Source organism: Halobellus clavatus, assembly GCF_900107195.1.
GTDB classification, from domain to species: Archaea; Halobacteriota; Halobacteria; order Halobacteriales; family Haloferacaceae; genus Haloquadratum; species Haloquadratum clavatum.
This window is the reverse complement of the sequence record NZ_FNPB01000001.1, coordinates 95,783-122,765: the sequence shown is the minus strand read 5'-3', so window position 1 is coordinate 122,765 and position 26,983 is coordinate 95,783. Positions and strand designations below refer to the sequence as shown.

27 protein-coding genes and 1 tRNA gene are annotated in these 26,983 nt (G+C 67.7%); 14 read left to right on the top strand and 14 right to left on the bottom strand.

The features are described from left to right. The first annotated feature begins 23 nt into the window (after positions 1–23). Together BLU74_RS00615 and BLU74_RS00610 are read left to right on the top strand one after the other, a co-directional pair. A complete protein-coding gene (locus tag BLU74_RS00615; RefSeq protein ID WP_089764004.1) occupies positions 24–272 on the top strand; it encodes a YhbY family RNA-binding protein in 249 nt (82 codons plus the stop codon). Then, a complete protein-coding gene (locus tag BLU74_RS00610; protein ID WP_089764002.1) occupies positions 269–1,180 on the top strand; it encodes a mechanosensitive ion channel family protein in 912 nt (303 codons plus the stop codon). The genes BLU74_RS00615 and BLU74_RS00610 overlap by 4 nt, the downstream gene beginning before the upstream one ends. 17 nt (positions 1,181–1,197) lie before the next feature. On the opposite strand, the gene BLU74_RS00605 is transcribed toward BLU74_RS00610, so the two are convergent. Together BLU74_RS00605 and BLU74_RS00600 are read right to left on the bottom strand one after the other, a co-directional pair. Then, positions 1,198–2,016 (bottom strand): HD domain-containing protein, encoded by an 819-nt coding sequence (locus BLU74_RS00605; protein ID WP_089764000.1) that lies wholly within the window; start codon positions 2,014–2,016, stop codon positions 1,198–1,200. Between the two features lie 53 nt (positions 2,017–2,069). Next, positions 2,070–2,549 (bottom strand): redoxin domain-containing protein, encoded by a 480-nt coding sequence (locus BLU74_RS00600; protein WP_089763998.1) that lies wholly within the window; start codon positions 2,547–2,549, stop codon positions 2,070–2,072. A gap of 113 nt (positions 2,550–2,662) precedes the next feature. Between BLU74_RS00600 and tatA the strand changes: the two genes are divergently transcribed. Both tatA and BLU74_RS00590 read left to right on the top strand, forming a co-directional pair. Continuing rightward, a complete protein-coding gene (gene tatA, locus BLU74_RS00595) occupies positions 2,663–2,920 on the top strand; it encodes a twin-arginine translocase TatA/TatE family subunit (protein ID WP_089763996.1) in 258 nt (85 codons plus the stop codon). A gap of 71 nt (positions 2,921–2,991) precedes the next feature. Continuing rightward, positions 2,992–3,065, top strand: a tRNA-Arg gene (locus BLU74_RS00590). A gap of 90 nt (positions 3,066–3,155) precedes the next feature. Here the strand turns inward: BLU74_RS00590 and BLU74_RS00585 are convergent. The 5 genes from BLU74_RS00585 to BLU74_RS00565 form a co-directional block, all read right to left on the bottom strand. After that, on the bottom strand, positions 3,156–3,839 hold the full coding sequence (locus BLU74_RS00585; RefSeq protein ID WP_089763994.1) for a DUF1405 domain-containing protein: 684 nt from the start codon (positions 3,837–3,839) through the stop codon (positions 3,156–3,158). Positions 3,840–3,932: 93 nt separating this feature from the next. Continuing rightward, positions 3,933–4,766 carry an MBL fold metallo-hydrolase gene (locus tag BLU74_RS00580; protein WP_089763992.1) on the bottom strand — a complete coding sequence of 278 codons (834 nt, stop codon included), beginning with the start codon at positions 4,764–4,766 and terminating at the stop codon, positions 3,933–3,935. 401 nt (positions 4,767–5,167) lie between these two features. Continuing rightward, on the bottom strand, positions 5,168–5,617 hold the full coding sequence (locus BLU74_RS00575) for a DUF302 domain-containing protein (protein WP_089765196.1): 450 nt from the start codon (positions 5,615–5,617) through the stop codon (positions 5,168–5,170). A 76-nt stretch (positions 5,618–5,693) separates the two neighbouring features. Beyond that, the gene (locus BLU74_RS00570; protein WP_394327853.1) at positions 5,694–6,383 is read right to left on the bottom strand and encodes a CPBP family glutamic-type intramembrane protease; all 690 of its coding nucleotides are present in this window, start codon (positions 6,381–6,383) and stop codon (positions 5,694–5,696) included. A gap of 12 nt (positions 6,384–6,395) precedes the next feature. Then, on the bottom strand, positions 6,396–6,677 hold the full coding sequence (locus BLU74_RS00565) for a DUF5789 family protein (RefSeq protein ID WP_089763989.1): 282 nt from the start codon (positions 6,675–6,677) through the stop codon (positions 6,396–6,398). A 188-nt stretch (positions 6,678–6,865) separates the two neighbouring features. Between BLU74_RS00565 and BLU74_RS00560 the strand changes: the two genes are divergently transcribed. After that, positions 6,866–7,843 carry a cell division protein CdpA domain-containing protein gene (locus tag BLU74_RS00560; RefSeq protein ID WP_089763986.1) on the top strand — a complete coding sequence of 326 codons (978 nt, stop codon included), beginning with the start codon at positions 6,866–6,868 and terminating at the stop codon, positions 7,841–7,843. Positions 7,844–7,940: 97 nt separating this feature from the next. Here the strand turns inward: BLU74_RS00560 and BLU74_RS00555 are convergent, their stop codons facing one another. The 3 genes from BLU74_RS00555 to BLU74_RS00545 are packed head-to-tail and all read right to left on the bottom strand — an operon-like array spanning position 7,941 to position 10,685. After that, entirely contained in the window at positions 7,941–8,468 is a 528-nt protein-coding gene (locus tag BLU74_RS00555) for a Mut7-C RNAse domain-containing protein (protein ID WP_089763984.1), read from the bottom strand. Between the two features lie 10 nt (positions 8,469–8,478). Continuing rightward, positions 8,479–10,233 carry a DNA polymerase/3'-5' exonuclease PolX gene (gene polX / locus BLU74_RS00550; protein ID WP_089763983.1) on the bottom strand — a complete coding sequence of 585 codons (1,755 nt, stop codon included), beginning with the start codon at positions 10,231–10,233 and terminating at the stop codon, positions 8,479–8,481. Beyond that, positions 10,230–10,685, bottom strand: coding sequence for a DUF5788 family protein (locus BLU74_RS00545; RefSeq protein ID WP_089763981.1), 456 nt, complete (start codon positions 10,683–10,685; stop codon positions 10,230–10,232). Before BLU74_RS00545 ends, polX begins: the two co-directional genes overlap by 4 nt. Before the next feature lie 141 nt (positions 10,686–10,826). On the opposite strand from BLU74_RS00545, the gene BLU74_RS00540 reads away from it, so the two are divergent. After that, positions 10,827–12,173: an alkaline phosphatase family protein gene (locus tag BLU74_RS00540; RefSeq protein WP_089763979.1), complete on the top strand. Its 1,347-nt coding sequence runs from the start codon at positions 10,827–10,829 to the stop codon at positions 12,171–12,173. 102 nt (positions 12,174–12,275) lie between these two features. On the opposite strand, the gene BLU74_RS00535 is transcribed toward BLU74_RS00540, so the two are convergent. Continuing rightward, positions 12,276–13,361 (bottom strand): tubulin/FtsZ family protein, encoded by a 1,086-nt coding sequence (locus BLU74_RS00535; RefSeq protein WP_089763977.1) that lies wholly within the window; start codon positions 13,359–13,361, stop codon positions 12,276–12,278. Between the two features lie 117 nt (positions 13,362–13,478). Between BLU74_RS00535 and BLU74_RS00530 the strand changes: the two genes are divergently transcribed. The 8 genes from BLU74_RS00530 to BLU74_RS00495 are packed head-to-tail and all read left to right on the top strand — an operon-like array spanning position 13,479 to position 23,255. Next, on the top strand, positions 13,479–14,048 hold the full coding sequence (locus BLU74_RS00530; protein ID WP_089763975.1) for a DUF7310 family coiled-coil domain-containing protein: 570 nt from the start codon (positions 13,479–13,481) through the stop codon (positions 14,046–14,048). Continuing rightward, entirely contained in the window at positions 14,045–14,515 is a 471-nt protein-coding gene (locus BLU74_RS00525; RefSeq protein ID WP_089763973.1) for a DUF7311 family protein, read from the top strand. Before BLU74_RS00530 ends, BLU74_RS00525 begins: the two co-directional genes overlap by 4 nt. A gap of 40 nt (positions 14,516–14,555) precedes the next feature. Next, positions 14,556–16,592: a type II/IV secretion system ATPase subunit gene (locus BLU74_RS00520; RefSeq protein WP_089763971.1), complete on the top strand. Its 2,037-nt coding sequence runs from the start codon at positions 14,556–14,558 to the stop codon at positions 16,590–16,592. After that, complete coding sequence (locus BLU74_RS00515; protein WP_089763969.1) at positions 16,589–18,361, top strand: type II secretion system protein; 1,773 nt, start codon at positions 16,589–16,591, stop codon at positions 18,359–18,361. The genes BLU74_RS00520 and BLU74_RS00515 overlap by 4 nt, the downstream gene beginning before the upstream one ends. A 50-nt stretch (positions 18,362–18,411) precedes the next feature. Continuing rightward, on the top strand, positions 18,412–18,891 hold the full coding sequence (locus BLU74_RS00510; RefSeq protein WP_089763967.1) for a DUF7283 family protein: 480 nt from the start codon (positions 18,412–18,414) through the stop codon (positions 18,889–18,891). Continuing rightward, positions 18,884–19,297, top strand: coding sequence for a DUF7285 family protein (locus BLU74_RS00505; protein ID WP_089763965.1), 414 nt, complete (start codon positions 18,884–18,886; stop codon positions 19,295–19,297). The genes BLU74_RS00510 and BLU74_RS00505 overlap by 8 nt, the downstream gene beginning before the upstream one ends. Beyond that, complete coding sequence (locus BLU74_RS00500; RefSeq protein ID WP_245705715.1) at positions 19,294–20,193, top strand: DUF7284 family protein; 900 nt, start codon at positions 19,294–19,296, stop codon at positions 20,191–20,193. Before BLU74_RS00505 ends, BLU74_RS00500 begins: the two co-directional genes overlap by 4 nt. Further along, complete coding sequence (locus BLU74_RS00495; RefSeq protein ID WP_089763961.1) at positions 20,193–23,255, top strand: DUF7286 family protein; 3,063 nt, start codon at positions 20,193–20,195, stop codon at positions 23,253–23,255. Before BLU74_RS00500 ends, BLU74_RS00495 begins: the two co-directional genes overlap by 1 nt. Positions 23,256–23,278: 23 nt before the next feature. Here BLU74_RS00495 and sufD read toward each other — a convergent pair whose 3' ends face one another. Genes sufD through BLU74_RS00480 form a run of 3 tightly spaced genes read right to left on the bottom strand, consistent with a single transcriptional unit; the run spans position 23,279 to position 26,901 of the window. Next, positions 23,279–24,493 carry a Fe-S cluster assembly protein SufD gene (gene sufD / locus BLU74_RS00490; RefSeq protein WP_089763959.1) on the bottom strand — a complete coding sequence of 405 codons (1,215 nt, stop codon included), beginning with the start codon at positions 24,491–24,493 and terminating at the stop codon, positions 23,279–23,281. A 1-nt stretch (position 24,494) separates the two neighbouring features. Then, positions 24,495–25,925: a Fe-S cluster assembly protein SufB gene (gene sufB, locus BLU74_RS00485; protein WP_089763957.1), complete on the bottom strand. Its 1,431-nt coding sequence runs from the start codon at positions 25,923–25,925 to the stop codon at positions 24,495–24,497. A gap of 58 nt (positions 25,926–25,983) precedes the next feature. Then, on the bottom strand, positions 25,984–26,901 hold the full coding sequence (locus BLU74_RS00480; protein ID WP_089763955.1) for an ABC transporter ATP-binding protein: 918 nt from the start codon (positions 26,899–26,901) through the stop codon (positions 25,984–25,986). Positions 26,902–26,983 lie beyond the last annotated feature (82 nt).

The window sequence follows — 26,983 nt, the reverse complement described above, 5'->3', positions numbered from 1 at the left end:
GGACGCCCTCGTAGCGGACCCGTATGGACGAACAGGAATTGCGGAAGCGGGCTCACGACCTCGACGTCACTGTCTGGGTCGGCAAGGGGGGACTGGAGCCGGTCGTCGAGGAGGCCTCTGACCAACTGGCCGATCGCGACCTGATCAAGGTGAAGTTCCTGCGGGCGGCCCGCGGTGGGACGAACGTCGAGGAACTGGCTACGGAACTGGCCGAACAGACCGGTGCTGACGTCATCGAGACGCGTGGGAACACGGGGGTACTGCATCGATGAGCGCCGTCGCGCTGCAGACTGGGGTCGGCCTGAGCGGATCGATCGCTCGGTTTCTGGCCGATCTGGGCCTTCCAGACAGCATCGCGGGACTCGCTGGACAGGCGATCGCATTCCTCTCGGTCTTCGTCGTCCTGTTCTACGTTACTCGGGCGGTACTGATCCCAGTGATCGAGCGAGTGATGGAGTCGCGGGGGCTCGAACCGCACGCGCGGAAGCCGCTTCGGCGACTCACCGCCGTCGTTCTCGGATTCGCCGCCGTCACCATTGCCTTCGGTGCGGCCGGGTACGGTGATCTCCTGCAGTCGCTGGCGACGGTCGCGGCCGCCGCGACGCTGGCTATCGGGTTTGCGCTGCAGGACGTGCTCAAGAACTTCGTGGCGGGGATCTTCATCTACACCGACAGGCCGTTCAAGATCGGCGACTGGATCGAGTGGGACGGCAACTCCGGGATCGTCGAAGACATCAGTTTCCGCGTCTCGCGGGTCCGGACCTTCGATAACGAACTGCTCACGGTTCCGAACTCCAGTCTGACCGACGGCGTCATCAAGAACCCTGTCGCCAAGCAGAAACTCCGTCTGCAGGTCCCCTTCGGGATCGGCTACGACGACGACATCGACAGGGCCACCGAGATCATCATCGAGGAGGCCGACAACCACGAGGAGATCCTCGACGATCCCGCGCCGACGGTCCGACTCACCGAACTCGGCGACTCGTCAGTGACGCTCAAATCCCGGATCTGGATCGACGATCCGAGCCGGGGGGATTTCGTGAAGACGCGCGCAGAGTACGTCCAGACGGTCAAAGAGCGCTTCGACGCGGAAGGTATCGACATCCCCTATCCCAACCGGACGCTGGGTGGCGACCTCACCGTCGCGGGACTCGAAGAGGTCTCGCCCGCGGACGACTGAGGTCTCGGGGAGCGCGCCTATAACTCGATCCGCTCGACCAGTTGGTCGCCCGCTTCGGCCTTCGTGTTGACCGCGACGATCCGGACGTGGTCCTCGAGGCCCGATCTCTTGAGCTTCGCCTTCAGGAGGTTGTCGACCTGGTAGACGCCGGCGGCGTTGATCATCTCGATCTCGACCAGCACCGGCCGTCCGTCGCCCGGCTCGAGCGTCACGTTCTCGATGGCCTGACTGGAGAGCGTGTTGATGCCGCGGCCACCCTTCTCGTACGGAATGCGCGACCGGCCGCGCTCCATATCGAGGGCGTCGGCGACGCGGATCACGCCCGCCTCGAGGGTCAGCGGGTCCTCCTCGGTGTGGTGACAGAGGATCGCGTGCAGCACCTCGGCTTTCATCCGGATGGCTTCCTGGGTATCGTAGAACTCGAAGTCCGAGAGGAGTCGATCGAGGATGTCCGCAGCCAGCGGAATCGAGTAGTAGGCGTGTTCGTCGCGATGGACGACGTGCCCGATGTCGTGCAGCGTCGCCGCCAGTGCGATGATCACCGGCTCGTCGGCCTCCTCGAGGCCCTGGTCGGCGGCTCCGTTGAACGCGACGTTGCCGCCCTTCAGCAGATCATAAAGGTTCAGCGCGCGGTTTCGGACGATCTCGATGTGCTTCGGTCCGTGGTCGTTGTACCCCTTCCGCGTGACGGCGTTGACGTTCTGCGCCTCGAGGTAGGTCTCGATCTCGGGATCAGAGAGAACCGTGGGGAGAACCGCGTTCAGTCGCCCGTCGGGGAAGTTGTGCTCCGCGTCGGGATCGTACTCGTACCCGGGGCTCGCGGTGGATTCAGCCATACCCCGAGATAGTCTATGGACCGCAAAGTACCTGCGGGTCGCGCCGGTCGCGACTATTCGCTCGCTGCGTCGGCCGCCTCGGCGACCTCGTCGTAGTCGGGTTCGACGCCGGGGTCGTCGCTCACCCACGTGTACGTGACCGTTCCGGACCCGTCGACGACGAAGACCGCGCGCTTGGCGACGTTGCGGACGCCGAGGTCAGCGAAGTCCATCGAGATGTCGTAGGCGTCGATGACCTCGCGGTTGGTGTCACTGAGGAGGCCGAAGTTCAGCTCGTTCTGTTCGCGAAACTCGTTGAGTGTGAACGGCGTATCGATACTGATGCCGTAGACGGTCGCGCCGACGTCCTCGAAGTTGGCCATCTGGTCGCGGAAGGTGCACATCTCCGTGGTACAGGTGCCGGTGAAGGCGGCCGGGAAGAACGCTAAAACGATCGGTGCTTCCTCGAGGTGCTCCGAGAGGGTGAAAGATCCTACGTCGCCGTCTGCGAGCGGTGCGGTGAAATCGGGCGCGTCGTCGCCGACTGAAACCATACCTCTCCTGCGTCGCCCGTTTTGTTGAATGTTGCTGTCCAGTCGCGGGCGGCGTCGTACGTGCCAAGCGAGCAAAAAGCCTATAATTACCACTGGGTTACGTTCACGTAGTGATGTACGGAAGTGTAACCCCACTGTTCCCGGGGCTGCCGGGTGGGCCGGAAGTGCTCGTCGTCTTGCTCATACTGGTACTGCTGTTCGGGGCGAACAAAATCCCGAAGCTCGCCCGTTCGACGGGGCAAGCGATGGGTGAGTTCAGGCGGGGCCGCGAAGAGATCGAAGAGGAACTGAGCCAGATGGACGACGAGGAAGAAGAGGAATCCGAGACGTCGACGTCCACCTCGACCGACACGTCCACCGAGACGAACTGAGTCACGTCCCCACCCGGTCTTTTTGCGAAACCCCACCCGTTTAAGCGGCTGCTGTGGGACACGCTGATGCCGGACGTGTGGCCTAGTGGATCAGGGCGAGGGGTTCCTAACCCCTAGATCGCGGGTTCGAATCCCGTCACGTCCGTTCGTTTCACTCACGTCCGTGACGACTTCCCACTCGCTCGCGCTCGCGGGAATCCCGTCACGTCCTCATCGCGCGCATTCGATGCTGGAATTAGCCTGTTCCGCCACGAGATCCGTTTGCTCCCTGTCGGATTCGAATGACGAGCGCGAGGAACGTCGCGAGGAGCGTCAGCGCGACGGCCGCGGCCGCGGCGATGTCGTGCGCGGGTACGGTGTGGTCGGCGGCGCCCGCGAAGTTCGGGCCGAAGTACGCGTGGTGGTAGTCGCCGACGAGCGGGACGAGGTAGTCGACAATGTCGTTGAAGCCGAACCAGGCGGCCGCGGCGCCCACCGCCGGGACACTGAATTCGGCGTACCGGGGGATCACAAACGCCTGCAGGCCCATCCCGAGGTGGCTGACGAACAGGAACCAGAGATAGGGATCGCCACTCACGAACACGTCGTTGATCACGACCTGCACGACGACCACCCAGAGGCCGTACTTCAGGTTCGCCACGAACGCCAGCGCGTGCACCCAGCCACGGTCGCGCCCGAGGCGCCACGAGACGAGGCTTCCGATCATCAGCAACGTCGCCAGGGGGCTGTCGGGGACGACGGGCCACATCACGAGCGGGGTGTGCAGGAGTTGGAACCGGTAGTACCAGAATCCGAACGCCGTGCCCGCGAGGTTGACGACGACGATGAGCCAGGTGAGTCGGAGTGCCCACTCCTCGACACGGTCGGGTAGCGGAGCGAGATACGCCGGGAGGCCGGTGGCGGGGGGAATGGAAACCATCGCGTGGGGTCTTCGTGGTGGATTACTCGCTTGCGTGGGGTAACTCTTCGATCCGTGCGCTGCGAAGTGACTCGCCGGCGGGATGAGACGGGATCACAGGTCGACTCGATCGCCGATTTCGACGATCTCGAGACTCTTCGGATAGTCGTAACTCCGCGCGTGGTGGTGGAGCGTCTTCGGATCCGCGGTCAGCCCCTTCCACATATCCCAGTGGCTCGGGAGGAACCGATCGAACTGGAGGTCAGACGCCGACTTCACGGCCTCGTTCTCGGTCGAGTACCAGCGCGTCCGAACCGGCTCGCCGGTCTGCTTGTCGTCGATGTTTCCGATCGCCCCGAACGCGAGCACCCCGAGATCGATATCGTAGCGCTCGCCGAGTTCCTCGAAGTCGTCGTGGGGCTTCGTGTCGCCGCCGTGGAAGAACGTGCCCGATTCGTGCTCGAAGAGGTACGAGACCGGGTGCGTCGAGTCGGGGTCGTGAGAGAGCTCGACCGAGATCGTGAACTCGCCTACCTCGACGGTGTCGCCCGCTGCGACCTCGTGGAACTGCGCCTCGTCGACGTCGTACTCGTCGAGCCACGCCTCGTCGTCGAACGCGACCGAGAGCGAATCGTCGGGCGCGTAGAAGTCCGCCCCGGTGCGCTCGAGGATCGGCCCCTGGCTCGGGCCGTGCGTGTGGTCCGTGTGTTCGTGCGTGGCGAGCACGGCGTCCATCTCGGTGACGTCTGCCGGATCAAACGGGACGGGGATCATCCGCACCGTCCGTGGCGGATCACCCGTCCCGAGGTAGGGATCGATCGCGACCGTCGTGCCCGCCGAGCCCTTCAGAATGAATCCGTTGCAACCGAGATACCAGATCGCGACCGTCTCGGGGTCTGCCGATTCGACCGCTCGGAGCAACCAGTCTCCCCAGTCGCTTTGCGTCATAGCAGTGCGTGTGGCCGGATGCGGGCTAATTCTGTCGGTTGCGATGGCGTCCCCGCCAGATGCTCTGCACCGAATTCCACGTTCCGTTAGTAGGCAGCGATCAAAATAGACTAATCATCGAAAAATACCTGCCCGAAGAAAATAAATATGGATATAATGTCTCAAATGATTCGGTATTACTTCGGAGACTTTTGGGAAAAAGTACTTATGTCATTCCACCTTCCGCTAGTGTGCTATGACATCACGTGACAGGAAAACGGCCCACTTCTCGCAGATGGACGCGACGATCCGTCAACTCGGGTCACGCGACACTGCGTCGAATGCCGACCGCTCCTGACTGTCCAGACCGCCCGCACTCACGGCCCTCCCCTCGTGACGCGTGCCGCATCGCCCGCTCGTGATTATTGCGCGTCGAGGTTGCCGAACGCCTCGTCGACGAGTTCCCCCGTGTCAGCGATGATATCGGCCATCTCCTCGTTCTCCGGTGCCATCCCGACGAGCCGAGCGACTCGCATAATGCTGATGTGATAGACCGTCTGGACGCCCGGCTCCTCCTGCCAGATCACGACGTTACAGGGGAAGAGCCCACCCATTCGCTTCTCGCTCGCGTCGAGCGCTCGGTTGGCCATATTCGGGTTGCAGGCCCCGAGGACGTAGTACGGATCACGCCCGGCGTCGACTTTCTCGTTGAGCATCTCCGAGGCGGAGAATTCCGTCGCGACGCCGAACCCGGCGTCGGTGAACGCCTCTCGCACGTGTTCGATCGCCTCCTCGTGTTCCATATTGAGGATGGCGCGCTCTTCACCGATATCTCCCGCCGCAATCGCCTCTGGATCGATCGGTAGTGTCATCGTCTCCACCAACGAGCGCGTGCGATGAAAATCTATGGTGTTGTGAATACTGTGCACAGCAGTGGCCACCGCCGGCTCACAGCGGGACGGGGAGCCAGCGCAGGGCGTTGAGGACCGTTTCGGGTGGAATCGCCGGTTCGTGCAGCGCCAGCCAGTCGAGCAGCGTCAACCCCAGTCCGTGAGCGACGATCGACGGCAGGATCGACTGGCTATGGTAGTCGACCGCCCCGAAGAGGACGTCCGTCGGTCCCGACAGCAGCAACTCGATCGGCGGCTTCCCGACGTGGTGGAGCGCGTACACGATGGGACTGATGAACACGCTCTTGGCTCCGAACTCGTCACTGACGCCGACGCAGAGCAGGCCGCGGTAGTACGTCTCGGCGGCGACGACGACGAGCAACTGTTGGAGCGCGTGCGGGAGGAACTCGCCGAGCGCCGTTGAGGTCTCCCACATCGGATAGTACGCGCGGATGCTCGGCAGCGACGCCCCGACGAGGTAGAACGGGAAGACGAACGCCGCCAGTGCGAGCGTATCGCGAAGCGCGCGCCGGTCGACGCGAAAGCCGAGTTCACGACCGTGTGTGAGCGCCAATCCTGCGGGGATCAACAGAAAGAGCACCACGTCGCGGACGACGCGTGCGGAGAGATCAGTCGGTGAGACCGACCACGAACTCCACGCCACAGAAAGCACGAGCCCGACGATCAGCGATCGCTGGAGCCACGTGGACTCGCCGGCGGCGGCACGGAGTCGGGCGTGGACGGACACCGTCCGGTGGCGTCACTCCGTCTCGACGGGGCCGTTGCCAATCACGTCTCGAACGAGGTCGACGAACGTCTGCCGCGAGTCGAAGTACGTCTCGTCGACGGATTCGAGGACGTCAGAGAGCGTCTGCGGCCCCGACGGCGTCCGGACGACGCTGTCGCCTTCCTGTTCGACAATCCGACTCTTCTCGTGGGGCCAGGTGAGCCGCGCGGCGATCCGCGCCAGCGGCTGTCCCTCGACGGGCGTCTCCTCGCCCAGTTCGACGACGGGACCCTCGTCTTCCTCCTCGTCTGCCATACGCCGCGGTTTGCCATCCGCGACAATAATCCCTTCGACACGCCCGCTCAGCCCCGAACGTGAGGCCGACGCGTCTCTCTGTCGGCGCCCGAGCCCCGATCGATCTGCCGGTTGAGCCCGACGCTTCGCGCCGTCCGTCGTGCGTCCGTCTGACGCACCTCTTTGTGCCGTGCGCACGAAAGGCCGGTATGCCCAGTCTCTCGGAGGTTTACAGGGGGAAGAAATCGGGAGCGAGCCTCCGGCGACTGCTCTTCGGACTGGGGCTGTTCCTCGCCGGCGCGCTCCTGGTCGTGGCCGGAATCGTGGTCGCGACGACAGACGTGCTGTACGGATCGGATCTGGCGGCGTTGACGGCCAAGCGACAACTCGGTGGGGTGCTCGCCGGCGTCGGCATCCCGGCTGTGTTCCTCGGCATCTTCGCCGTGCTTCCGTCGGGTCGGCTCACCAAGGCCGCGGCGGTCGTGGGCGCCGGCATCGCCGTGGTCGGCGTCGCGCTCTTCACGCACGCGTACCCGTGCCGGTGGTCGGGGTCGCTCTGCGGGGCGGGGAAGCCGGATCTGACGCTCATGACCGTCGGCGTCTACTTCCTCGGCGCGATGGTCACCTTCTGGTGTCTCTTCGTCGGCGTCGCGAACTTCAAGACGCGAAACGACCCCGGCGGCACCGCTACGGTGAACGTGACGCGGCGGAGCGAGACGAAGTACGTTCCCGTCGAGCGCTCCCGCGGCGGCCTCGGCGGGATCGGGTTCTTCGGTGGCACGCCCGACGGCGACGTCGAGACGCAGACGGGTGATCGCGGCGGGACGGGTCGCAGCAGCGTGAGCGCGGGGACCGCCTCTGACGGCGGCACCGACGCTGAATCGATCTCCTCGCCGCTCGACGAGTCGTCGTCGGGTGGTCCAGAGGCGTCACCGCAGTCGGGTGGACCGGATGCGTCACCGCAGTCGCCCGGACGGTCGCCGTCGGGGCCGGATCGCTCCCGCTCGACCACTGGACCCGGCGCTGGCCGCGACCTCGACACCGGCGACACGTACTGCGGTAACTGCGCGCACTTCGAGTACGTCCGTACGGACGATGGGATCCAACCGTACTGCGGCGTCTCCGAGGAACTGATGGACGATATGGATCCCTGTGAAGAGTGGACGCCGCGATCGCGTCGTCGCTGACACGCCGCCACCGGTCGTTCTCCCCGGTCGTCGGTTCGTGAATCGTTGGTGCCACATCGACGAGACCCCTGTCGATTGGGAGTGTCGACCCCGGACCTCAGAGCGCGTCGAGTCGGTCGCGGACGTCGTCCCAGTGACTGCCCTTCCAGAACACCTGCTCACAGTCGCGACAGCGCCAGCAGTCGGTCGCGGCCGAATCGGGCGCGTACGGCGGGGTCGACTCGCCGCTGCCGACGGCGTGGAGACGGCCGTTACAGGCCGCACACCGCGCCGGCGGGTCCGCGAGCGAGAGTTCGTAGCCCGCCGCCACCAACTCGCGGAGTTGATCGCCGACGTCCCGCGAAGTCAGCAGTACCGCGCCGTCCACCTGCGCGGCGAGGTCCACATCTCTGGTGAGGAGCGTGCGCCCAGACGCGCGGGCCCAGTCGGCGATCTCGTCGTCCCCGGGATCCACAGTCGCTCGCGAGCCCTTCTCGGTTCGTTCGTCGTCGCCGTCACTGGCGCGCTGCTCGTCCCGCTGATCGCCGTCGCGGTCGTCGAGTACGTACGCCGCGTCGTACCCACACAGTCGCAGGTACGTCGCGAGTTTCCCGAGCATCGCGTCGAGGAGGAGTCGGTCGGACACGTCGAATCGCTCAGTGCAGGAACGACTGCAGTTCCTCGATGGGCCACGCGTTCAGGACGTCGTCGCGCTCGCACCATCCGCGCCGGGCCGTGTGGACCCCGTACCGCGCGTAGTCGAGTGCGCCGGGCGCGTGCGCGTCAGTGTCGATCGCGATCCTCGCACCAGCGTCCACGGCGATCCGGACGCGCTCGCCAGGGAGGTCGAGTCGGGCGGGATCGGCGTTGATCTCGAGTGCCGTCCCGGCAGCGGCTGCCGCCTCGGCGACGCGCTCGACGTCGAACTCCAGCCCCTCGCGCTCGTTGAGCAGTCGGCCGCTCGGGTGGCCGAGGATGTCGACGCTCGGGTGTTCGACGGCGCGGACGAGTCGCTCGGTGGCCGTCTCGCGGTCCTGTCCGAGTGCGGCGTGCGGCGAGGCGACGACGACGTCCAACGCCGCGAGCAGGTCGTCGTCCGTCGAGAGGCCGCCGTCGGCGTCGATGTTCGTCTCGACGCCGTGCAGCAGTACGAGGTCCGAGTCGAGCCTCTCGCGTACGTCTTCGATCGCCTCCATCTGTTCGCCGAGGTCATCGTCGGAGAGGCCGACGCCGCCCACCATTCCCGGCCCGGTCGCGTGGTCGGTCACGGCGTAGTAGTCGTCTCCCCGATCGACCGCCGCCGCGACCATCTCGTCGATCGACGACCGCCCGTCGGACCAGTCGGTGTGGGTGTGGAGATCCCCGCGGAGACTGGATGCCTTGAGGAGATCCGGGAGCGCGCCTTCGGCAGCCGCGTCGATCTCGCCGGCCCCCTCGCGGAGTTCCGGGGGGATCCACGGCAGATCGAGCGCCTCGTACATCGACGCCTCCGTCTCGCCGGCGATTCGCTCGCCGACCCGCTGGCCGTCGTCGGGGTCGGGAACGTCCGAGACGTCGAAGACGCCGTACTCGTTCATCTTCAGATCGCGTGCGATCGCGCGGTTCCGGAGCTCGACGTTGTGGTCCTTGCTGCCGGTGAAGTACTGCAGGGCCGCGCCGAACTCGTCGGGGACGACGACGCGGAGGTCGACCCGCACGTCGCCCGCGCGGACGCTGGCCTTGGCGTCGCCCGCCTCGATCGTATCCGTCGCGCCCGGCCACGCGACGAACGCCTCGACGACGCGCTCGCCCGCGTCGCTGGCGACGAGCACGTCGACGTCGCCGATGGTGTCACGCCACCGTCGGATCGACCCCGCGACGTCGGCCTCGGCGACGGCGTCGGTCCCCCGGAGGTACCCGAGGACGTCGTCTGCGAGCGGGCGCGCGTCGCCGAGGCGCTCGCGCTCTTGGGCCTGCCGCGCGAAGGCGACGTTCTCACGGATGTTCGACTCGGTCTTCGGGCCGAACCCCTTCACCTCCTGGATCTCGCCGGCGTCGGCGGCCGCCGCGAGTTCGTCGAGCGTGGTGATCTCGAGCGCTTCATAGAGCGTTCCGACGGTCTTCGGTCCGACGCCTTCGACCCGCGTTAGCGCCTCGATATCGACCGGGAGGGCCGCACGGAGTTCCTCGAGTTCCTCGATCTCGCCGGTCTCGATGTACTCGACGACCTTCGAGGAGATGGCGTCGCCGACGCCGTCGATCTCCGCGACCGCCGCCTCGCCGTCCGCAGCGAGCTCCTCGATCGGTTCGGGGTGCTCCCGGATGTTCTCGGCGGCGCGTCGGTAGACGTTCGGTTTGTACGAGACGTCGTCCGCTTCGAGTAAGTCGGCGAACTCCTCGAGTCGCGCGGCGACCTCGGCGTTGCGACTCACAGCCGACCACCCCCGCGCCCCCGGGCCGAGCCACTGCTGTCCTCGCGACCGAGCGCCTGTTTCAGGAACGTCATCCAGCGCTTCTGGTCGGCGGTCTCTTTGACCTCGGCCTCCTGCTCGAGGTCGACCGGACGGAGCTGTTCGAGGGCATTCAGGGCCCGGTCGATGCCGACGATGCTCTCGGCGAGTTCGACCCCCTTCTCGTAGGAGATCTCTCCGTCCTCGATCCGCTGGAGGCGCTGGAGGCGCTCGCGACGGAGGTTCTTCTTCGCCCGCTCGACGCGGTCGCGTTCGCCCGGCGGGATCGTCTCGCGCCGCTTGATCTCGAAGACGAAGGTTTGCAGTTCGATCGCTTCGCCCTGGACGTCGATCGAGTCCGGGATCTCCGCACCCACCGTCGCGGCCTCGCGGTTGACACGCTCTAACAGCTGTTTTCGTTCGAACTCCTTCACGGCTCTCGGTCACCTGTTGCGGCGGCGCACACTTCGCTCCTTCGCTGGTCGCAGTGGCACTGCGCCGACCGCGCGTCCCAGACGGCGGCAGTGGCCGCACGGAGACGAAAGTACTTATGACTACCGTGAAATACGGTCGGTATGGGATTGTTCGATCGGTTGCGTGGGGAGGATCACCCGCGCGTTGCCTTCATCGGTATCGATGGCGTTCCTTTCAGTCTTCTCGACGACAACCCGGAGCGGTTCCCCAACTTCGCTGCGCTCGCCAAAGAGGGAAGTGCGGGCCCAATCGAGAGCATCGTCCCGCCCGAGTCGTCGGCGTGTTGGCCGGCCCTCACGACGGGCGTCAACCCCGGAGAGACCGGCGTCTACGGCTTCCAGGACCGTGAGAACGGCTCCTACGACACCTACGTTCCGATGGGCCGAGACGTACAGGCCACGCGGCTCTGGGACCGGGTCACCGAGGCCGGACGGGAAGCGAGCATTCTGAACGTCCCGGTGACGTTCCCGCCGCAGCGCAACGTCCAGCGGATGGTCTCGGGCTTCCTCTCGCCGGGCGTCGACAAGGCAGCCACTCCCGACGAGTTCCGTGACGAACTCGACGGCCTCGGGTACCGGATCGACGTCAACGCCAAACTCGGCCACGACGACGACAAGACGGAGTTCGTCGAGGACGCCAACGAGACCCTCGACCGCCGGTACGAAGCGTTCCAGAACGTGCTCGAACGCGACGACTGGGACCTGTTCTTCGGCGTCTTTATGACGACGGATCGGGTGAACCACTTCCTGTTCAAAGACTACGAGGAAGACGGTCAGAACAAGGAGGCGTTCTTGGAGTTCTACGAGCGGGTCGACGAGTACGTCGGCGAGATTCGGGCGTCGTTGCCGGACGACGTGACACTCGTCGTCGCCTCCGACCACGGCTTCACCTCGCTGGACTACGAGGTCCACTGTAACGCCTGGCTCGAAGAGCAAGGGTGGCTCTCCTACGAGGACGACGATCACGAGGAGCTCGGCGATATCGACGACGACACGCGAGCCTACTCGCTGATTCCGGGGCGGTTCTACATCAACCTCGAGGGGCGCGAGCCCCGCGGAAGCGTCCCGAAAGACGAGTACGAGGAGACGCGAGCGGAACTCAAAGCCGAACTCGAGGCGCTCGAAGGCCCCAACGGCCGGAAGGTCGCCGACCGCGTCGTCGAGAAGGAAGCGGCCTTCCGCGGCGACCACGACGACATCGCGCCCGACTTGGTGGTCGTTCCGAACCACGGCTTCGACCTCAAGTCGGGGTTCAAAGGCGACAAGGACGTGTTCGGGACGGGGCCCCGGAACGGGATGCACAGCTTCGACAACGCGACGCTGTTCGTCGACGATCCCGACGCCGAGATCGAGAACGTCGACCTCTACGACATCGCCCCGACGATCCTCGATCTGATGGACGTCGAGTACGCCCGCGCCGAACTCGACGGTGCGAGCCTCCTGAAGTAGTCGGCGGACGCGCGGTCGCATCCCTGTCAGCCACGGGACGACGCACCCGCTGCCGACGGAGACTGCGATTCCGCGCAGAACGATCGCCGAGTCAGTGCCGGATTACAACAGGTCGTCGAGTTCGTCGTTTCCCCACTGCTCGGCGGGATCCCCGTCGGTGGGGTCCTCCGCCTCGGCTTTCTGGGCGTCCGCGGCGCGCTCCATAAACGTCTCCAGTCGGTCCGAGCGTTCGACGCCGCCAAGGAGTACGAGCGTCGCAATCCGGTCGCTCGAAAGGGGGAAGTCGCCCCCGCGGACCTGGAGACTGCCGGTCTCCTCTTCGACCCATTTGCGCGCGCGCTCGACGCCCTTCCGCGGGATGGCGTCCTGCTCCCCGGCGACGATCAGGAGCGCGGCGTCGGCGTCAGTCGCGTCCGGGAGACTCGATCCCGAGAGGAGCGCGCGGCGAGTGGTGCTCATCACGGTGTTGATGTTCCCCTCGGCATCGGGGGCGGCCTCCGCCGACGCGAAGCCGAGCGCGGCGATCCCGCCGGTTCGGAGGGTGTTGATGATCTCAGAGGAGTCGACGACGCTCTCGGCGACCCCATCGACGGCCTCGCCGGACGCCAGCAGGAGGCCGACGCGCTGGGCGATCTCTTCGTTGATCGAATCGAATCCTTCGGTGACGCTCTCGCCGGCCGACCGGAAGGCGTCGTTGTCGACGAGCAAGAGCGCATCGGCCTCGCGCGCGAACGTCTTCAGCGAACGCCCGGCGTTCACCTGGTACATCGCGCCCTCGTCCCGTCCGGGGAGGATTCCGAGACCGTAGACCGGGACGTCGTAGATCCGCTGGAGTTCCTTCGCGAGCACAGGTGCGCCGCCGCTCCCCGTGCCGCCGCCGAGGCCGGCGACGACGAAGATCGACTCCACGCCGGCGGTGATGCGGCCGTCCAGCGCCGAGAGGACTTCGTTCGTATCCGACTGCATCACCTCGGCGCCGAGTTCGTTGTCGCCGCCGACGCCGTGGCCTTTCACTCGATCCTGACCGATGAGGACGGTCTCGAAGGGGAGGTTTCTGAGATCTGCCTTCGCGGTGTTGACCGCGACGGCGCCGCGAATGGAGCCGAACCCCATCCGCTCGTCGTATTCGACCAGTTCGCGGGCGAGTTTCCCGCCGGCCTGGCCGACGCCGATCAGGACGGACTTCATACTGCGTATATCTCTCAGGTCCCCCTTCAACGTTCTCCCCGCCGAATCGCCCCGTCGACGGGCGACCCGAACGCGGCCACGCGACGGTTTATATCGGATGCCGCGACCACCCTCGGTATGCCCAGCGATTCCGACCGTCGAGCCCGACCGACGCCGTCGTCGAGCGACCCCCGAGCCGCTACCGCAGACGCGTCAGACCAACCCACCGAACCGGAGAGCACAGCGAGTGGCCCGGGGTGGGGGGACGCCGTTGAGGCTGCTCGCGTGGTCGCCCTCGACCGCCGGGTGACCGAACTGGAAGCCGAACTCGACGCCGTCCGCGGCCTCCTCGGCGGTGTCGAGGCGATCGACGAGGCGGTCGAACGACGCGCGTCGATCGCCCTCGCGAAGGTCGAAGCGCTGGAAGAAGCGGTCTCGACCGAGCCGAACGGTCTCGTCCGCGAGCGACTGGCCGAGCCCGGATCGCCGCCCGAGAGGGACTCATCGACGAGCCAGTCACCAACAGCGGACGCACCGACGGAACAGCCGGCCACGACGACGCCGGCCGCCGAACGAGTCCGATCCCGGGACGACCACCCTTCGTCACTATCGGGCGAGCGGTCCTCATCGGGGCCGCTCGCAGCAGACGAGCAGGATGCCGACCGACAGTCGGGACTCGGCGCGCGGCTCCGAGACGCCCTCCGGTGATTCGGCTGGTCGTCGCGGCGGTGCTGACCGTCGCGACGCTCGCGGCTGCTCTCCCGGCCGTCGAGAATGCGAGCGCGACGCACACCACCGACCGGATCGAGAACGCGGCAGATCGAATCGAACGCGCCGGCAGGGGACTCGCATCGACCAACGACGCCGTCGAAACGCGGCGGTCGGCGGCGACGCGACGCGTCGCGGTTTCGATCCCGCAGGAATCTTGGACGACTGCCGCTCCGGCCTTCGTCGCGGTCGGCGGCCGGCCGGGTGGCCCCGGGAACCGGTCGGTCGTGACCTACGCCCTCCGATCGTCGCCGACGCGGATCCGTGGACTGTCGCTTCCGGTTCGGCTCCGCACGCCCACGGGCCCGATCGTATTCCGCACGAGCGGCCGACACGTCGTCTCGCTCGCGCTCGTCGTGGACGACCGCGGTCCCACGCTCGTCGCCGCCCGCGGCTCGGGTGGGTGAGCGGCGATCGTTTATATACGGTGACGCGACCACGAGCGCTATGTCTCGCTCCCTCGATTTCCTCGTCGACGGGCTGAACAGCTCACTGTCGGACGCGGCCCGCGCCGTCTTCGACCGCGATCCCGACACTGCCGACGAATCGACGGCGAAATCACCGGTCTGTCGCTGTCGGACGTCGTTCGAGACACCGGTCGGGCTCGGGCTCTCCGAGCGGTGCGAACTCGTCGTCGACGCCGGCGACTGTCCGGGTCGGGGTCGACTCGAATCGGCCCCGGCGTGCCGGGCGACAGTGATCGACGCGCTCTCTCGCCGGGATGTCGACACGGTCCGGACCCGATGCGCCGGGCGCGAGCGGACCTACACCGACGCCGCCCTGGCGCTGCTCGTCGCGGCGGGCCGCTTCGTGGAGCGCGTCGCGTTTCACGACGAGGCGCTGGCCGAGCGGGCTCTCCGAGATCCGATCGCCGCGGGCCACGAGGCTACGGGGCGCGCGGGTCCAGTCGCTCGCATCGCCGCCGAATCGGGACTCGATGTCGCGGCGACACACGTCGGGGGTGGGCACTCGTCGCAAACCGCACCGACTGCAGATGTATACATGACGGCGCTCGATCCGTTCGTCGGCCCGACGATCTCGCAGGCGCACGCGTCACAGTGCTTCCCGGCCGACGCCACCGTCCGTGCGACGCGCGACGTGCCGACCGGTGCGACCGTCCGGATCGTCGAATCCGCGTCGGGGCGTTCCTACCACCTCGATCCCGTCGTGCGCGACCTCGACGACGGTGCGACGGACACGCTGGCGGCGGCTCGCGACCTGCTCGCGAGTGGCTCCGTCGGGGGTGGTGATCGCGCGCCCGGACGCGCGGTCAGGCGCGTCGCACCCGCGGCGCAGCCGGTCGAGCGGATCGCCGACGTACTCGCGCGGCACACCCACGGGCTAGGCCTCCTCGAACACCTCTTCGCCGACGAATCGGTCTCCGATGTTCTCGTCTCCGCGCCGGTGACCGCGGCACCAGTCCGTGTCGTCGTCGAGGGAGAACGCCTGCCCACGAACATCCGGCTGACGCCGGCGGGGGCCGCGTCGCTCGCCTCGCGCTGCCGACGCGAGAGCGGACGGGCGTTCTCGCGGAGTTCGCCGACACTCGACGCCTCGCTGGTCGGCGAAACCGGGCGACGGATTCGCGTCGCGGGCGTGACTGACCCCGCCAGCGACGGCATCGGGTTCGCGTTCCGGATCCGCGACGAGTCGGCGTGGACGCTGACTCGCCTGATCGAAGCCGGTTCGATCACGGCCCGGGCGGCGTCGGTGCTCTCACTCGCCGTCGAGCGCGGTGCGGCGATCATCGTGGCCGGTACTCGTGGGGCGGGGAAGACGACGGCACTCGGGGCGCTGCTGTGGGAACTGCCGCCGGCGACGCGCCTCGTGACAATCGAAGACACGCCGGAACTCCCGATGGCGTCGCTCCGCGAGCGGGGGCGGGATGTCCAGGCGCTCCACACCGAGTCGGGCGGGCCTGGCGGGGCGACCGGCGGATCGGGAGACGAGTCGTTCTCCCCCACCGATGCGCTGCGAGCAGCGCTCAGACTCGGCGACGGTGCGCTCGCCGTCGGCGAAGTCCGCGGCGAGGAGGCGAGCGCGCTCTACGAGGCGATGCGGATCGGTGCGCACGGCCACGCCGTGCTCGGGACGATCCACGGCGACTCGGCCGCGGCCGTCCGCGAGCGCGTCGTCTCCGACCTCGGCGTGCCGCCGTCGTCGTTCGGCGCGACCGACCTCGTCGTCACCTGCGCTCGCGACGGCGACGACCGATACGTCTCCGCGATCGAGGCGGTCGATGGAGCGGGCGCGGAACCCTCCTTCGACGCGCTCTTCCAGCGTACGGACGGGTCGCTCCGTCGGTGTGGTCGCATCGACCGCGGCGAGAGCACGCTCGTCGACCGGTTCCGTCGAGACGGGGAGTCGTACGCCGACGTGCTCGCGCTGCTCGACCGGCGAACGGCGCGGTTCGAGCGGCTCGCGGCCGCGGGGTTGACGCGGCCGGCCGAGCAGCAGCGGGCTTCTCGGGGCGAGACGCGATGACCGGGCCCCCCACGCGACTCGACCGATTCGTGCGGACGCTCGCCCGCTGGTATCCGGGCGCCGTCGAACCGACCGACGAACTGAACCGCTCACTGGCCTTCCTCGAGAGCGAACTCCGTGCGGAAACTGTCGTCGCCGCCGGCTACACCGCGGCCCAGATCGTCGCCGTGGTGGTCTTCGTGACCGCGACGCTCTCGATTCCTGGACTCCCACCGGCGGCGGTGCTGTCGGCGGCTGTCGGGATCGGCCTGGGCACGACACTGCTCGTCCACCGCGCGCCCGTCGCCGCGGCGACGCTCCGGCGGACGCGGTCGCTCGGTAAGGCACCCGGGCTCGTCGCCCGCGCAGCGCTCCGACTCAGACTCGACCCGACACCGGAGCGAGCGGCCCTGTTCGCCGCGCGGACCGGACGGGGGCCGCTCGCGAACAGCCTCGCAGCGCACGCCGAACGGTCCCGCGCCGGTCCCGCTGCCGGCCTCCGGTCTTTCGCGGCCGAGTGGCGGGGCTGGTTTCCCGCGCTCGAACGGTCGGTGTCTCTGCTCGTGGCTGCCGTCGAGGACTCGGCTGGGGACCGTGCGGAGGCCCTCGACCGGGCGCTGGAGACGGTCCTCGACGGGACCCGGACCGAGATGGCCGAGTTCGCTGGGGACGTCCGCGGGCCCGCGAGCGGGATCTACGCCTTTGGGGTTCTACTGCCACTGGCGCTCGTCGGCGTGCTGCCAGCGGCACGCGCCGGCGGCGTGTCGGTTCCGGCGACTGCGTTCGTCCTGCTCTACGATTGTGTGCTCCCCACGGGTCTGCTCCTCGCGGGCGCGTGGCTGCTACTCCGACGGCCGGTCGCGCTCGCACCCGTCCGAGTGACCGCTGCTCACCCCGCGGTTCCGTCGGGGCCAATCCGTGGGATCGCCGCCGGTGTCGCTGGGCTCGTCGTCGGGGCAGTTCTCGGCGGCATACTCGTGCCGTGGGGGTCGCCCGTCGGTGCCGTGGGCCTCGGCCTCGGCGCCGGACTCGTCGTTCATTATCGGCCGATGGCAGCGGTACGAGCGGACGTCAGAGCGGTCGAAGAGGGTCTCGCGGACGCGACGGCGGTCGTCGGCCGCCGTGTGAGCCGCGGCGAGTCGGTCGAGTCAGCGATCGATTCGGCCGCCGACGCGACCACCGGCGCCACCAGTGACCGCTTCGCCGCTGCGGCCGGCGTCGGGCGTCGGCTGCGAGTCGGCGTTTATCGGTCGTTCCTCGGTGACTTCGGCGCGCTGTCGGATGTCCCGAGTCCGCGCGCCCGGGCCACCGCGTCACTCCTCGCAGTCGCGGCGCGGGAGGGCCGGCCCGCGGGACCCACGCTGGTCACGCTGGCCGCTCACCTGACCGAGCTCCAGCGGGTCGAAGCGTCGGCCCGACGGGAACTTGCGGCGATCACGGGGACGTTGCGGCATACGGCCGCACTGTTCGGGCCGCTGGTCGGCGGGGCGACCGTCGCGATGGCGGCCCAGATGGCTGCCGCGCGTGCCGGCGAAGCGGGCTCGGGAGCCGTGGTGGCGTCTGGTGCCGCACCGCTCGGTACCGCGGGCACGACGGTGCTGGCTCCGTCGCTGCTCGGAACGGCCGTCGGCGCGTACGTGCTCGCCCTTGCGGTCATCCTGACGGCCGTGGCGACCGGGCTTGATCGCGGCCTGGATCGGTCGCTCGTCGGCTACAGCGTCGGTCTTGCACTCTGTTCCGCCACCGCGGCGTACTTCGCGGCGTACGTCGGGGCCGCAGCCCTGTTCTGAGGGGGCACCGCCCGCGAGCGTTTTTATACCAAGACGGGACCAAGGCCGCTATGTTCGACGTAACGGTGGACGCGTGGTACGCCTGGATCGGCCTCTCGCTCGCGGGTGTCGCCCTGTTCGGCGCGACCGCAGGACTCCCGTCGGCACCGCCGCCGGATGCCGGCGCGGTGGGAGCAACCGTCGATCGCGTCGCGGCCACGGAGTACGCTTCGACCGCGGAGCACCCGCTGGACGCCGATTCGATCCGACTCGGGACGCGCCGGATCGCACTCCGCTCGGACGCGGGCACGGCTCACGTGTCGCTGGCGTTCGGTCCCGTTACGCCGGTTCCGGTCGCGGATTCGCCGCTGCGTGATGTCCTCCACGGGATGCCGCCCGAGCGGGTGTACGACTCGCCCGAGGCGTTTCGGCAGGCCGTCGTCGATGCCCGGGCCAGGGCGACCGACGCGCCCTGGCGCGAGGTCGATCGGACGCTGCTCGTCCGCCGGACCGCGTGGGAGGACGTGGCTGTCGTGCTCGTCGATGCGTGATCGCGACCGGCGATCGGGAACGCGGGCGCAGACGACCCCACTGGTCGCGCTGATCGCCCTCTTCGCGGTCTGCACTGGGATATCTCTCTACGCGGCGGGCCTGGATTCGATGCTGCCGACCGAGACCGACAACGAACTCGCCGACCCCACCCTCGACCGCGTTCACGACGCCGTGAGCACCGGCGGGGTGGTCGACCCCGTCGCCCTCCTCCGGGCGAGCCGTGTTGCCCCCGACGGCTATCGCGTCGCCGTCGCGGTGCGCACAGCGCGGGGCCGATGGACGAACGGACGGCGGCCACCGTCTGACGGCCGTCCCGGAGTCGATCGAGCGACCCGTCCGGTCAGCGTCGCCGCCGGCGGGGGCGAGGTGATCTGGGGCCGCCTCACCGTCTGGGTGTGGCGATGAACGTCGCCATCGACGCGGCGATCTGTCTGCTTCTGCTCTCGGCGGCTGTCGTCGGGCTCGCGACGATCGACCGGTCGCCAGCCGCGACGGACGGCTCGGCCGACGCCGTCGCCGACGCGCTCGCCACGACGACCGCAGCGGTGAACTACTCGCTCGCACCGGGGGTTCGCGAGATGCGAGCGTCCGCTTCAGCGGCCGATCTCGCGCCGGAGATCGCTCTCGATTCCCCGGAACTTGACCGCACGGCCCGGGGGAGTCTCGCCGGTCTGCTGGCCCGCGGCGCGGTGGCTGGCAGTGGCGTCGACCTCGACGGCGAGACGACTGATCTGTCGTCGCTCACCCGGAGCAGAGCGGGATTCACTGCAGGCGTCCGCGATACGGTCCGTGCCCGCACCGGTGCGTCGGTCCGCATCGACGCGACGTGGCGACCGTATCCCGGCGCACCGGTCGGTGGCCACCTCGGCGTTGGCCCCGAACCCTCCTCCGACCGTGTCCACGCTGCGACGCTCACGATTCCGACGGGCATCGAGCCGCTGCCGCCATCGACCGCCGACGGGTTCGATCGACTCGGGACTGCAGTCGCTCAACGGACCGTGAACCTCCTCGTGCCTCCCGGTCCGGCGCGGCTCGCGCTCCGCGGCGACGACCCAGCGGCGGCGCTGGTCCGCCACCGCTACGCGCGGTTGGCGGCGGCAACCAACGCCTCAGTGTCGGCACCGCTCACGACCGAGGATACGGCGGCGGCGAATGCACGGATTGCACGCCGCCTCGCGCCCCGGATGTCGGCCGATCTCCGATCTGAGTATGACTCCCCGACCCAGGCCGCGGAAGCGGTTTCGGTCTCCTCGGTCCGTATCGTGGTCAGAACGTGGGGCGATACCGGAGGTGACCGGTGATGCGGCTCGCCGAAGACGACCGCGCTCGAATCCCGTTCGCGCTCCTCGGCGTGCTGCTGCTCGTGGGCAGTTCGACGTTCGCTGCCTCACTCGCGACGCCCGGACCGACGCCGGTCGATCGATCTGCCGACGTCGCGGCAGACCGTGTCGATGCCGAAGCGACCGCCGCCCTCAGAGTCGCTGCTCGCGATGCCGCTATGGCCGCCGCGCGCGATCCGGTCACGCTTGCCGCCGACAGCGACGCCGGTACCGCGCTCACCGGGCCCGATACCTTCCGTCGATATCTCCGACTCCGGATCTTCCTCGCCGCTCGGGCGGCGATGGAGCCGGTCGAACACCACCGTGGTGCGAGCGTCGCCAGCGCGTCTTTCGGGATCGCAATCGATGACGCCTCCGAGGCGATCCAGCGCGTTTCGATCGCCGGCGTCGACGACGGCACGGAACTCCAGGTGACGATCCACGGGCTCGAACTGACGGTCGAAACAGACGGGCGGACGCTCGACACGCGCCGCGTGAATCGGACGGTAACCGTCGGTGTTCCGGTGCTGGCGCTTCACGACCGCACGACGGCCTTCCAGACGCGGTTGAACGCCGATCCGATCGAAGCCCCGGGGCTCGCTCGCCGGACCACGATCGGGGTCACGGCGATGGCACAGGCCCGCGGCCTGGGACAGTACGGGGGCCTGCCGATCACGAACGTCGTCGGGAACCGCCACGTCGCGCTCTCGACGAACGCCGGGTTGCTGGACGCACAGCGGGCGGCCTTCGGGCGGGCCGACCCCGACGCGGCGGCCGGCGTTCGCGCGGCGACGCTCCGGACCGGCGCGACCGACCTCCTCGGCCCCCGAACGGACCCGCGAGTCGTCTCGGCGGTCACGGGTCGCCTTCCGGACCCGAACGCGGCCGAGCGAACCGGGGCCAGTTCCGGACGGACGTCGCTCCCGGCGGCACAGACCGTCTCGGTGGGGGTCAACGGGACAGCGGACGACGCGTTCCTCTCGCTGCTCCGGGGCACGAACGGAGCACAGTCCCTCGAATCGATCCGGCGCGATGGCTATCGCGCGACGGTCGCAGTCCACACCAGCGTGCAGACGGTCGCCGATGGCCACCGCCCGTCTCCGCGGGCTCCCGGCGAGAACTGGACTCTCGCGTATTCGACGACGGCCAACGACATCTCCGTGAGTGGAGGCGACGGACGCGGCTGGGTGGCCTCCCGGGCCGGCGTCGGGACGCGACGACTCTACTCGGCCACCCGACGCGTCACCGAGCGATGGCGCGTCGACCGGACCTGGGTGAAACGCAACGAGACCCCCCGGACGACGAGCGCTACCTGGCGGGACGTCCACCGCGTTCGGATCACCGGGACCGGTCGCCTGCGGGGCACCGCGGCACCGACCCGTCCCCTCAGACCGCTGTTCGAGTCCGGCGGCGCGCTCGCCGGGCCGAATCTGCGCGAGGGACGTGCGGAAACCGAGCGGCTCGTCTCCGCGCTCGGCGGTGCCGATGCAATTGCCCGGAAGGCGGTGACTGGCGGCCGAACGAGCGGATCGCGGGCGTTCGTCGGCGAGCGACCCGCCGACCTCGATTCGTGGATCTACGCCGATCTCGCTGAACTCCGAGAGCGCGTCCGCACCCTCTCTGTCGACGTTGCTGCCAGCGACGCCGCCACCGGCCACGCAAACGGCGCGGCGCGGCTCGCGGCACTGCTCCGCGATCGACGCGAGGCGTTACTGGACGCGCCGTCCCGGTACGACGGCGTTGCGGATCGAACTCGCGTCGCCGCCCGCGCGGCCTACCTCGATCGGGTCGTCGCGCGACTCGAGGACCGCGCTGGACAGACCCGGTCGCGGAACGCCGGCATCGATCGCGCGCTCGACGCGAGCGGTCTCGTACCCTCGCGAGTGAACAACCTCGCGACGCTCACCCCCGACGCACCATCACCGCGGACGAACCTCGGGGGGGAGACGGGCGTCCGCGGCGAGACGGTCCTGCTCCCCGACGCGGACCCCGCGTATCTCGCACCCGATCCCGTCGAGGGCACGCTCGTTGACGGCGTCGCTGACGACGAACGCTACGTCGGACTCGCTGTCAGAAACGTGAACGTCTTCAGCGTGCCGTACGGCGACAGCGCGGATCTCGTCACGCGAACGTTGCTTGGCGACCCCGGTCGCGTCTCACTGCACACCGCGGGGCAGGCGCTCGTCGCCGCCGACTCGACCCTCGAAACGCACCGGGACCCACGGCTTCGAGCGCGACGTGACGCGCTCGCGCGGACGGTCGAACAGTCGATGGGTGACGTCCGGACCACCGCCACGCGCACGCTTGCTCGGGAAACGTCGCTCACCCGTGACGAGCGCCGCCGGGTCGTGGATCAGTCGTTCGCCCGCTTCGGCGGCCCTGGCGAGCGCGCGGTCGCCGCGACCGACGGATCCCTGGCCCGCGCAGTGGCCGCTGTCGCGGTCGAAACGGACTCCACCGGGCAGAAGGCCTGGGCCGTCGCCGCGGACCGACTCCGCACCGCCCTCCGTGTCGAACTCCGGGCGGTCGCGACTTCCGAGCGCGTTCGCGTCCCCGAATCCGCCGTCGACGACGCCGTCACTTCCACCCGCGCGGTCGCCGAGAGGGCGGCGACCGACGCCGCGGCCCGTGCCACCGAGCGGGGTCTCGCCCGCGCGACGAACGACACCATCGGCGGTATCCCGGCGGGGCTACCGCTCTCGCCGACGCTCAGTCCGTGGGTCGCCACGGCGAACCTCTGGATCGTCGAGTCCCGCGGCGCGTACGGCCGCTTCGCCGTCGGGGCTCAGGGGAGCGACACGACGTACGTCCGCGACGGTGCGGCCGTCTCGCTCGACGTCGACGGCGACGGAGTGTCGGAGGCGCTGGGCCGGAGCGAACGCGTCGACTTCCGGATCCGGACGGTCGCCGTCGCGGTCGTCCCACCGGGCAAACTCGGTGTTGGCGACACTGACGGCAATATGGACGAACGGTCGCTGGCCTGGCGCGGTTCTGCACCCGGGCCGCGCTGTGTCACGCCGACGGGACAGTGCCAACGAGAATGACAAAAAATCGGGAGCGAGACTGCTTACCGGAGACGCGCGGCGATCAGTTCTTCGAGGTCCTCACGGAACTCGTCGACCTCGATCTCCTCGAGGACGGGCACGAAGAACCCCTCCACGAGCATATTCCGCGCTTGCTGCGGCGGCACCGACCGCGAGACCATATAGAACAGGTCCTCTTGGTCGACCTGTCCGACCGTCGCGGAGTGAGAGGCCTCGGTGTCGTGGTTCTGGATGATCAGCTTCGGCGACGCGTCGGCCTCGCTATCGTCCGACAGCATCAGCGTGTTCTCTCGCTGGTAGGAACTCGTGTTCCACGCGTCGCGGCCGACGTCCTGGACGCCCTCGTAGACCGAGCGCGCCTCCTCGTCGAGGACGCCGCGGGTGACGAGGTCCGCCGTCGTGTTCTCGGCGTTGTGCCAGACGCGCGCATTCACGTCGAAGTGCTGGTCACTGTGACCGAAGAACGCGCCGACGATCTTCGTCTCGGCGGAGTCGCCGTTGAGTTCGGACTCGACGTCCGAGCGGGTGAGCCGGGAGCCGAGGTTGCCCTCGATCCAGTTGACCGTCGCGTACGTGCCGACGTCTGCGCGCTTGAGCGAGTAGCTGTAGGTGTCCTCTTCGAGGTCCTGCAGCGACCCGTACTGCACGTAGGAGTTCTCGCCGGCGTCGATCTCGACGAGGTTCGAGAAGTACCGCGCGTCGCTGTCGACGCTTTCGCCGGACTCGATGCTCTCGAGGATGGTCACCGACGATGATTTCTCGGTGACGACGAGGGTGTGACTGAACAGCGAGCGGGAGTTCATCTCCGCGCGGATCGTCACGTCCTCGGCGTCGACGCCCTCGGGGACGTAGACGACTGTCCCGGTGGTGAAGAGCGCGGCCGACAGCGCCGTCAGGTAGTTCTCCTCGGGATCGATCGTCGAACCGAACGCGGATTCGACGCGTTCGGGGTGCGCGTCGATCGCTTCGGCGAACGTGAGGACTTCGACGCCCTCGTCGCTCGCGCGCTCGGTCTCGTCGGCCTGGTCCAGCGGGTCGACGAGCGACTCGAAGTCGAGCGCGTCGAGGTTGGTCCAGCGACGGCCGGGCGTCTGGATGACGTCCGGGAGTTCGAGCGTCTCGAGCGATTCGAGCGCGTCGAGGCGGGCTTCGAGCAGCCACTCGGGTTCGTCGCGGGTTTCTGAGATCTCGCGAACGGTCTCTTCGGAGAGGTTCGCGGGCAGTTGGACGCCGCTCATACTATCCGAGGCTCCCCTCCATCTCGAGCTCGACGAGGCGGTTGAGCTCGACCGCGTACTCGATCGGGAGCTCTTCGGTGATCGGCTCGATGAAGCCCGAGACGATCATCTGTTTAGCGTCGTCGTCGTCGAGGCCGCGCGACTGGAGATAGAAGACGTCCTCGTCGCCGATCTTGCCGACCGTCGCCTCGTGGGCGACGTCGACTTTCGACTCGTTGATCTCCATATACGGCATCGTGTCCGACGTCGACTCGTTGTCGAACATCAGCGCGTCACACTCGACTGACGTCGAGGAGTCAGTTGCGCCGTCGGCGATGTGGACCAGCCCTCTGTAGTTGGTCCGGCCGCCGTCTTTCGAGATCGACTTCGACTCGATGGTCGACTTCGTGTCCGGCGCGTTGTGATAGACCTTCGCGCCAGTGTCGATGTTCTGTCCGTCGCCAGCGAAGGCGATAGTGATGTGATTGTCGGAGGCCCTCGGCCCCTTGAGGACGGTCGAGGGGTACAGCATCGTCGCCTTCGAGCCCATCGAGCCGGAGATCCACTCCATCCGGCCGTCGGCCTCGACGAGCGCGCGCTTGGTGTTGAGGTTGTAGGTGTTCTTCGACCAGTTCTGGACGGTCGAGTACTGGACGTGGGCGTCCTCGCCCACGAAGACCTCGACGCCGCCGGAGTGCAGATTGAACGCGGAGTACTTCGGGGCACTGCAGCCCTCGATGTAGTGTACCTCCGCGCCGTCTTCGGCGACGATGAGCGTGTGCTCGAACTGGCCCATCCCCTCGGAGTTCATCCGGAAGTACGCCTGAACGGGCATCTCGACGGTGACGTCTTCGGGGACGTACACGAACGAGCCGCCGGACCAGACCGCACCGTGCAGCGCGGCGAACTTGTTGTCCGACGGGGGGACACACTTCGTCATGAAGTGCTCTTTGACGATTTCGGGGTGCTCCTGCACCGCCTTGTCCATATTCATGAAGATGACGCCCTTCTCCTCCCAGCGCTCCTGCATGTTCTGATAGACGACTTCGGACTCGTACTGAGCGCCGACGCCGGAGAGCGCGTTCTTCTCGGCTTCCGGAATGCCGAGTTTGTCGAAGGTGTCTTTGATCTCGTCGGGGAGTTCCGTCCAGTCGTCGACGCCCGCGCGGACGTCCACGTCGGGGCGGATGTACGGGACGATCTCCGCGACGTCGACTTCCGAGAGGTCCGGCTGGCCGGGCCAGTCGGTCGGCATCGGCATCTTCTGGAACTGCTTCAGTGCCCGGAGCCGCCGGTTCAGCATCCACTCGGGCTCGTCTTTGTCCTCGGAGATGACGCGGACTGTCTCTTCGGTCAGGCCCTTCTCGGTCTGGAACGCCGAGGACTCCTCCTTCTTGAAGTCGAAGCGGGCTTCGGTGTCAGTGTCTTTGAGGTGATCTTGTTCGGAACTCATAGTGTGTGGTGTGTGTTTACGGTTCGTTTCTTATAGGCTTGTGCGTAACCAAACATAGTTACGCCGCCTCGTAGACTTCCTCGCGGACCCAGTCGTAGCCGTGGTCCTCGAGGTCCTCGGCGAGCGACGCGTCGCCGCTCTTGACGACCTTTCCGTCCAGCATGATGTGGACGTGGTCGGGTTCGACGTATTCGAGGATCCGCTGGTAGTGGGTGATCTGGAGGACGCCGGTGCCCTGCTCGTCGCGGAGCGCGTTGATGCCCTTCGCGACGTCCTGCAGGCGGTCGATGTCGAGTCCGGAGTCGATCTCGTCGAGGACTGCGACCGAGGGCTCGAGAATGGCGGCCTGTAGCACTTCGTTCTGCTTCTTCTCGCCGCCGGAGAATCCGGCGTTAAGATAGCGCTGCATAAACTTCTCGTCCATATCCAGAATCTCCATCTTCTCTTTGAGGAGCTGCTGGAACTCGGCGACGCCGATTTCGCCATCATCGGCGGGACCCTCCATCGGGGAGTTCTCGTAGCCGTCGTCGTCCTCGTCGGCCTCAGCTTCGTCTGCGTCCTCGTCTTCGAAGAGTTCTTCGCGCTCTTCGAGTTTGGCGTTGAGCGCCGTCCGGAGGAAGTTCGTCATCGTCACGCCCTCGATCTCGGCCGGGTACTGGAAACCGAGGAAGATACCGAGCGCCGCGCGCTCGTTCGGTTCCAAGTCGAGCAGGTCCCAGGTCCGGTCTTCGTCGGGGATCTCCACGTCCTCGCCGAACTCGTCGTCCTCGAGGTGGAGCAGGATCTCACCGTCGGTCACCTCGTAGGCGGGATGTCCGGCGATTACTTTCGCCGTCGTCGATTTCCCGGACCCGTTCGGACCCATCAGGGCGTGGATCTCACCGGAGTTGACCTCCAGGTCGACGCCACGAAGAATCTGTTCGCCATCGTCCTCCGCCACGCTCGCGTGGAGGTTCTTGATTTCGAGTGTAGCCATCGTATTTCGTTGCCTCGTACCAGTGAAGTGGGCTGTGTCGCTCATAATGGTTACGCATTCACAACTCCGAACTTTACTGCAG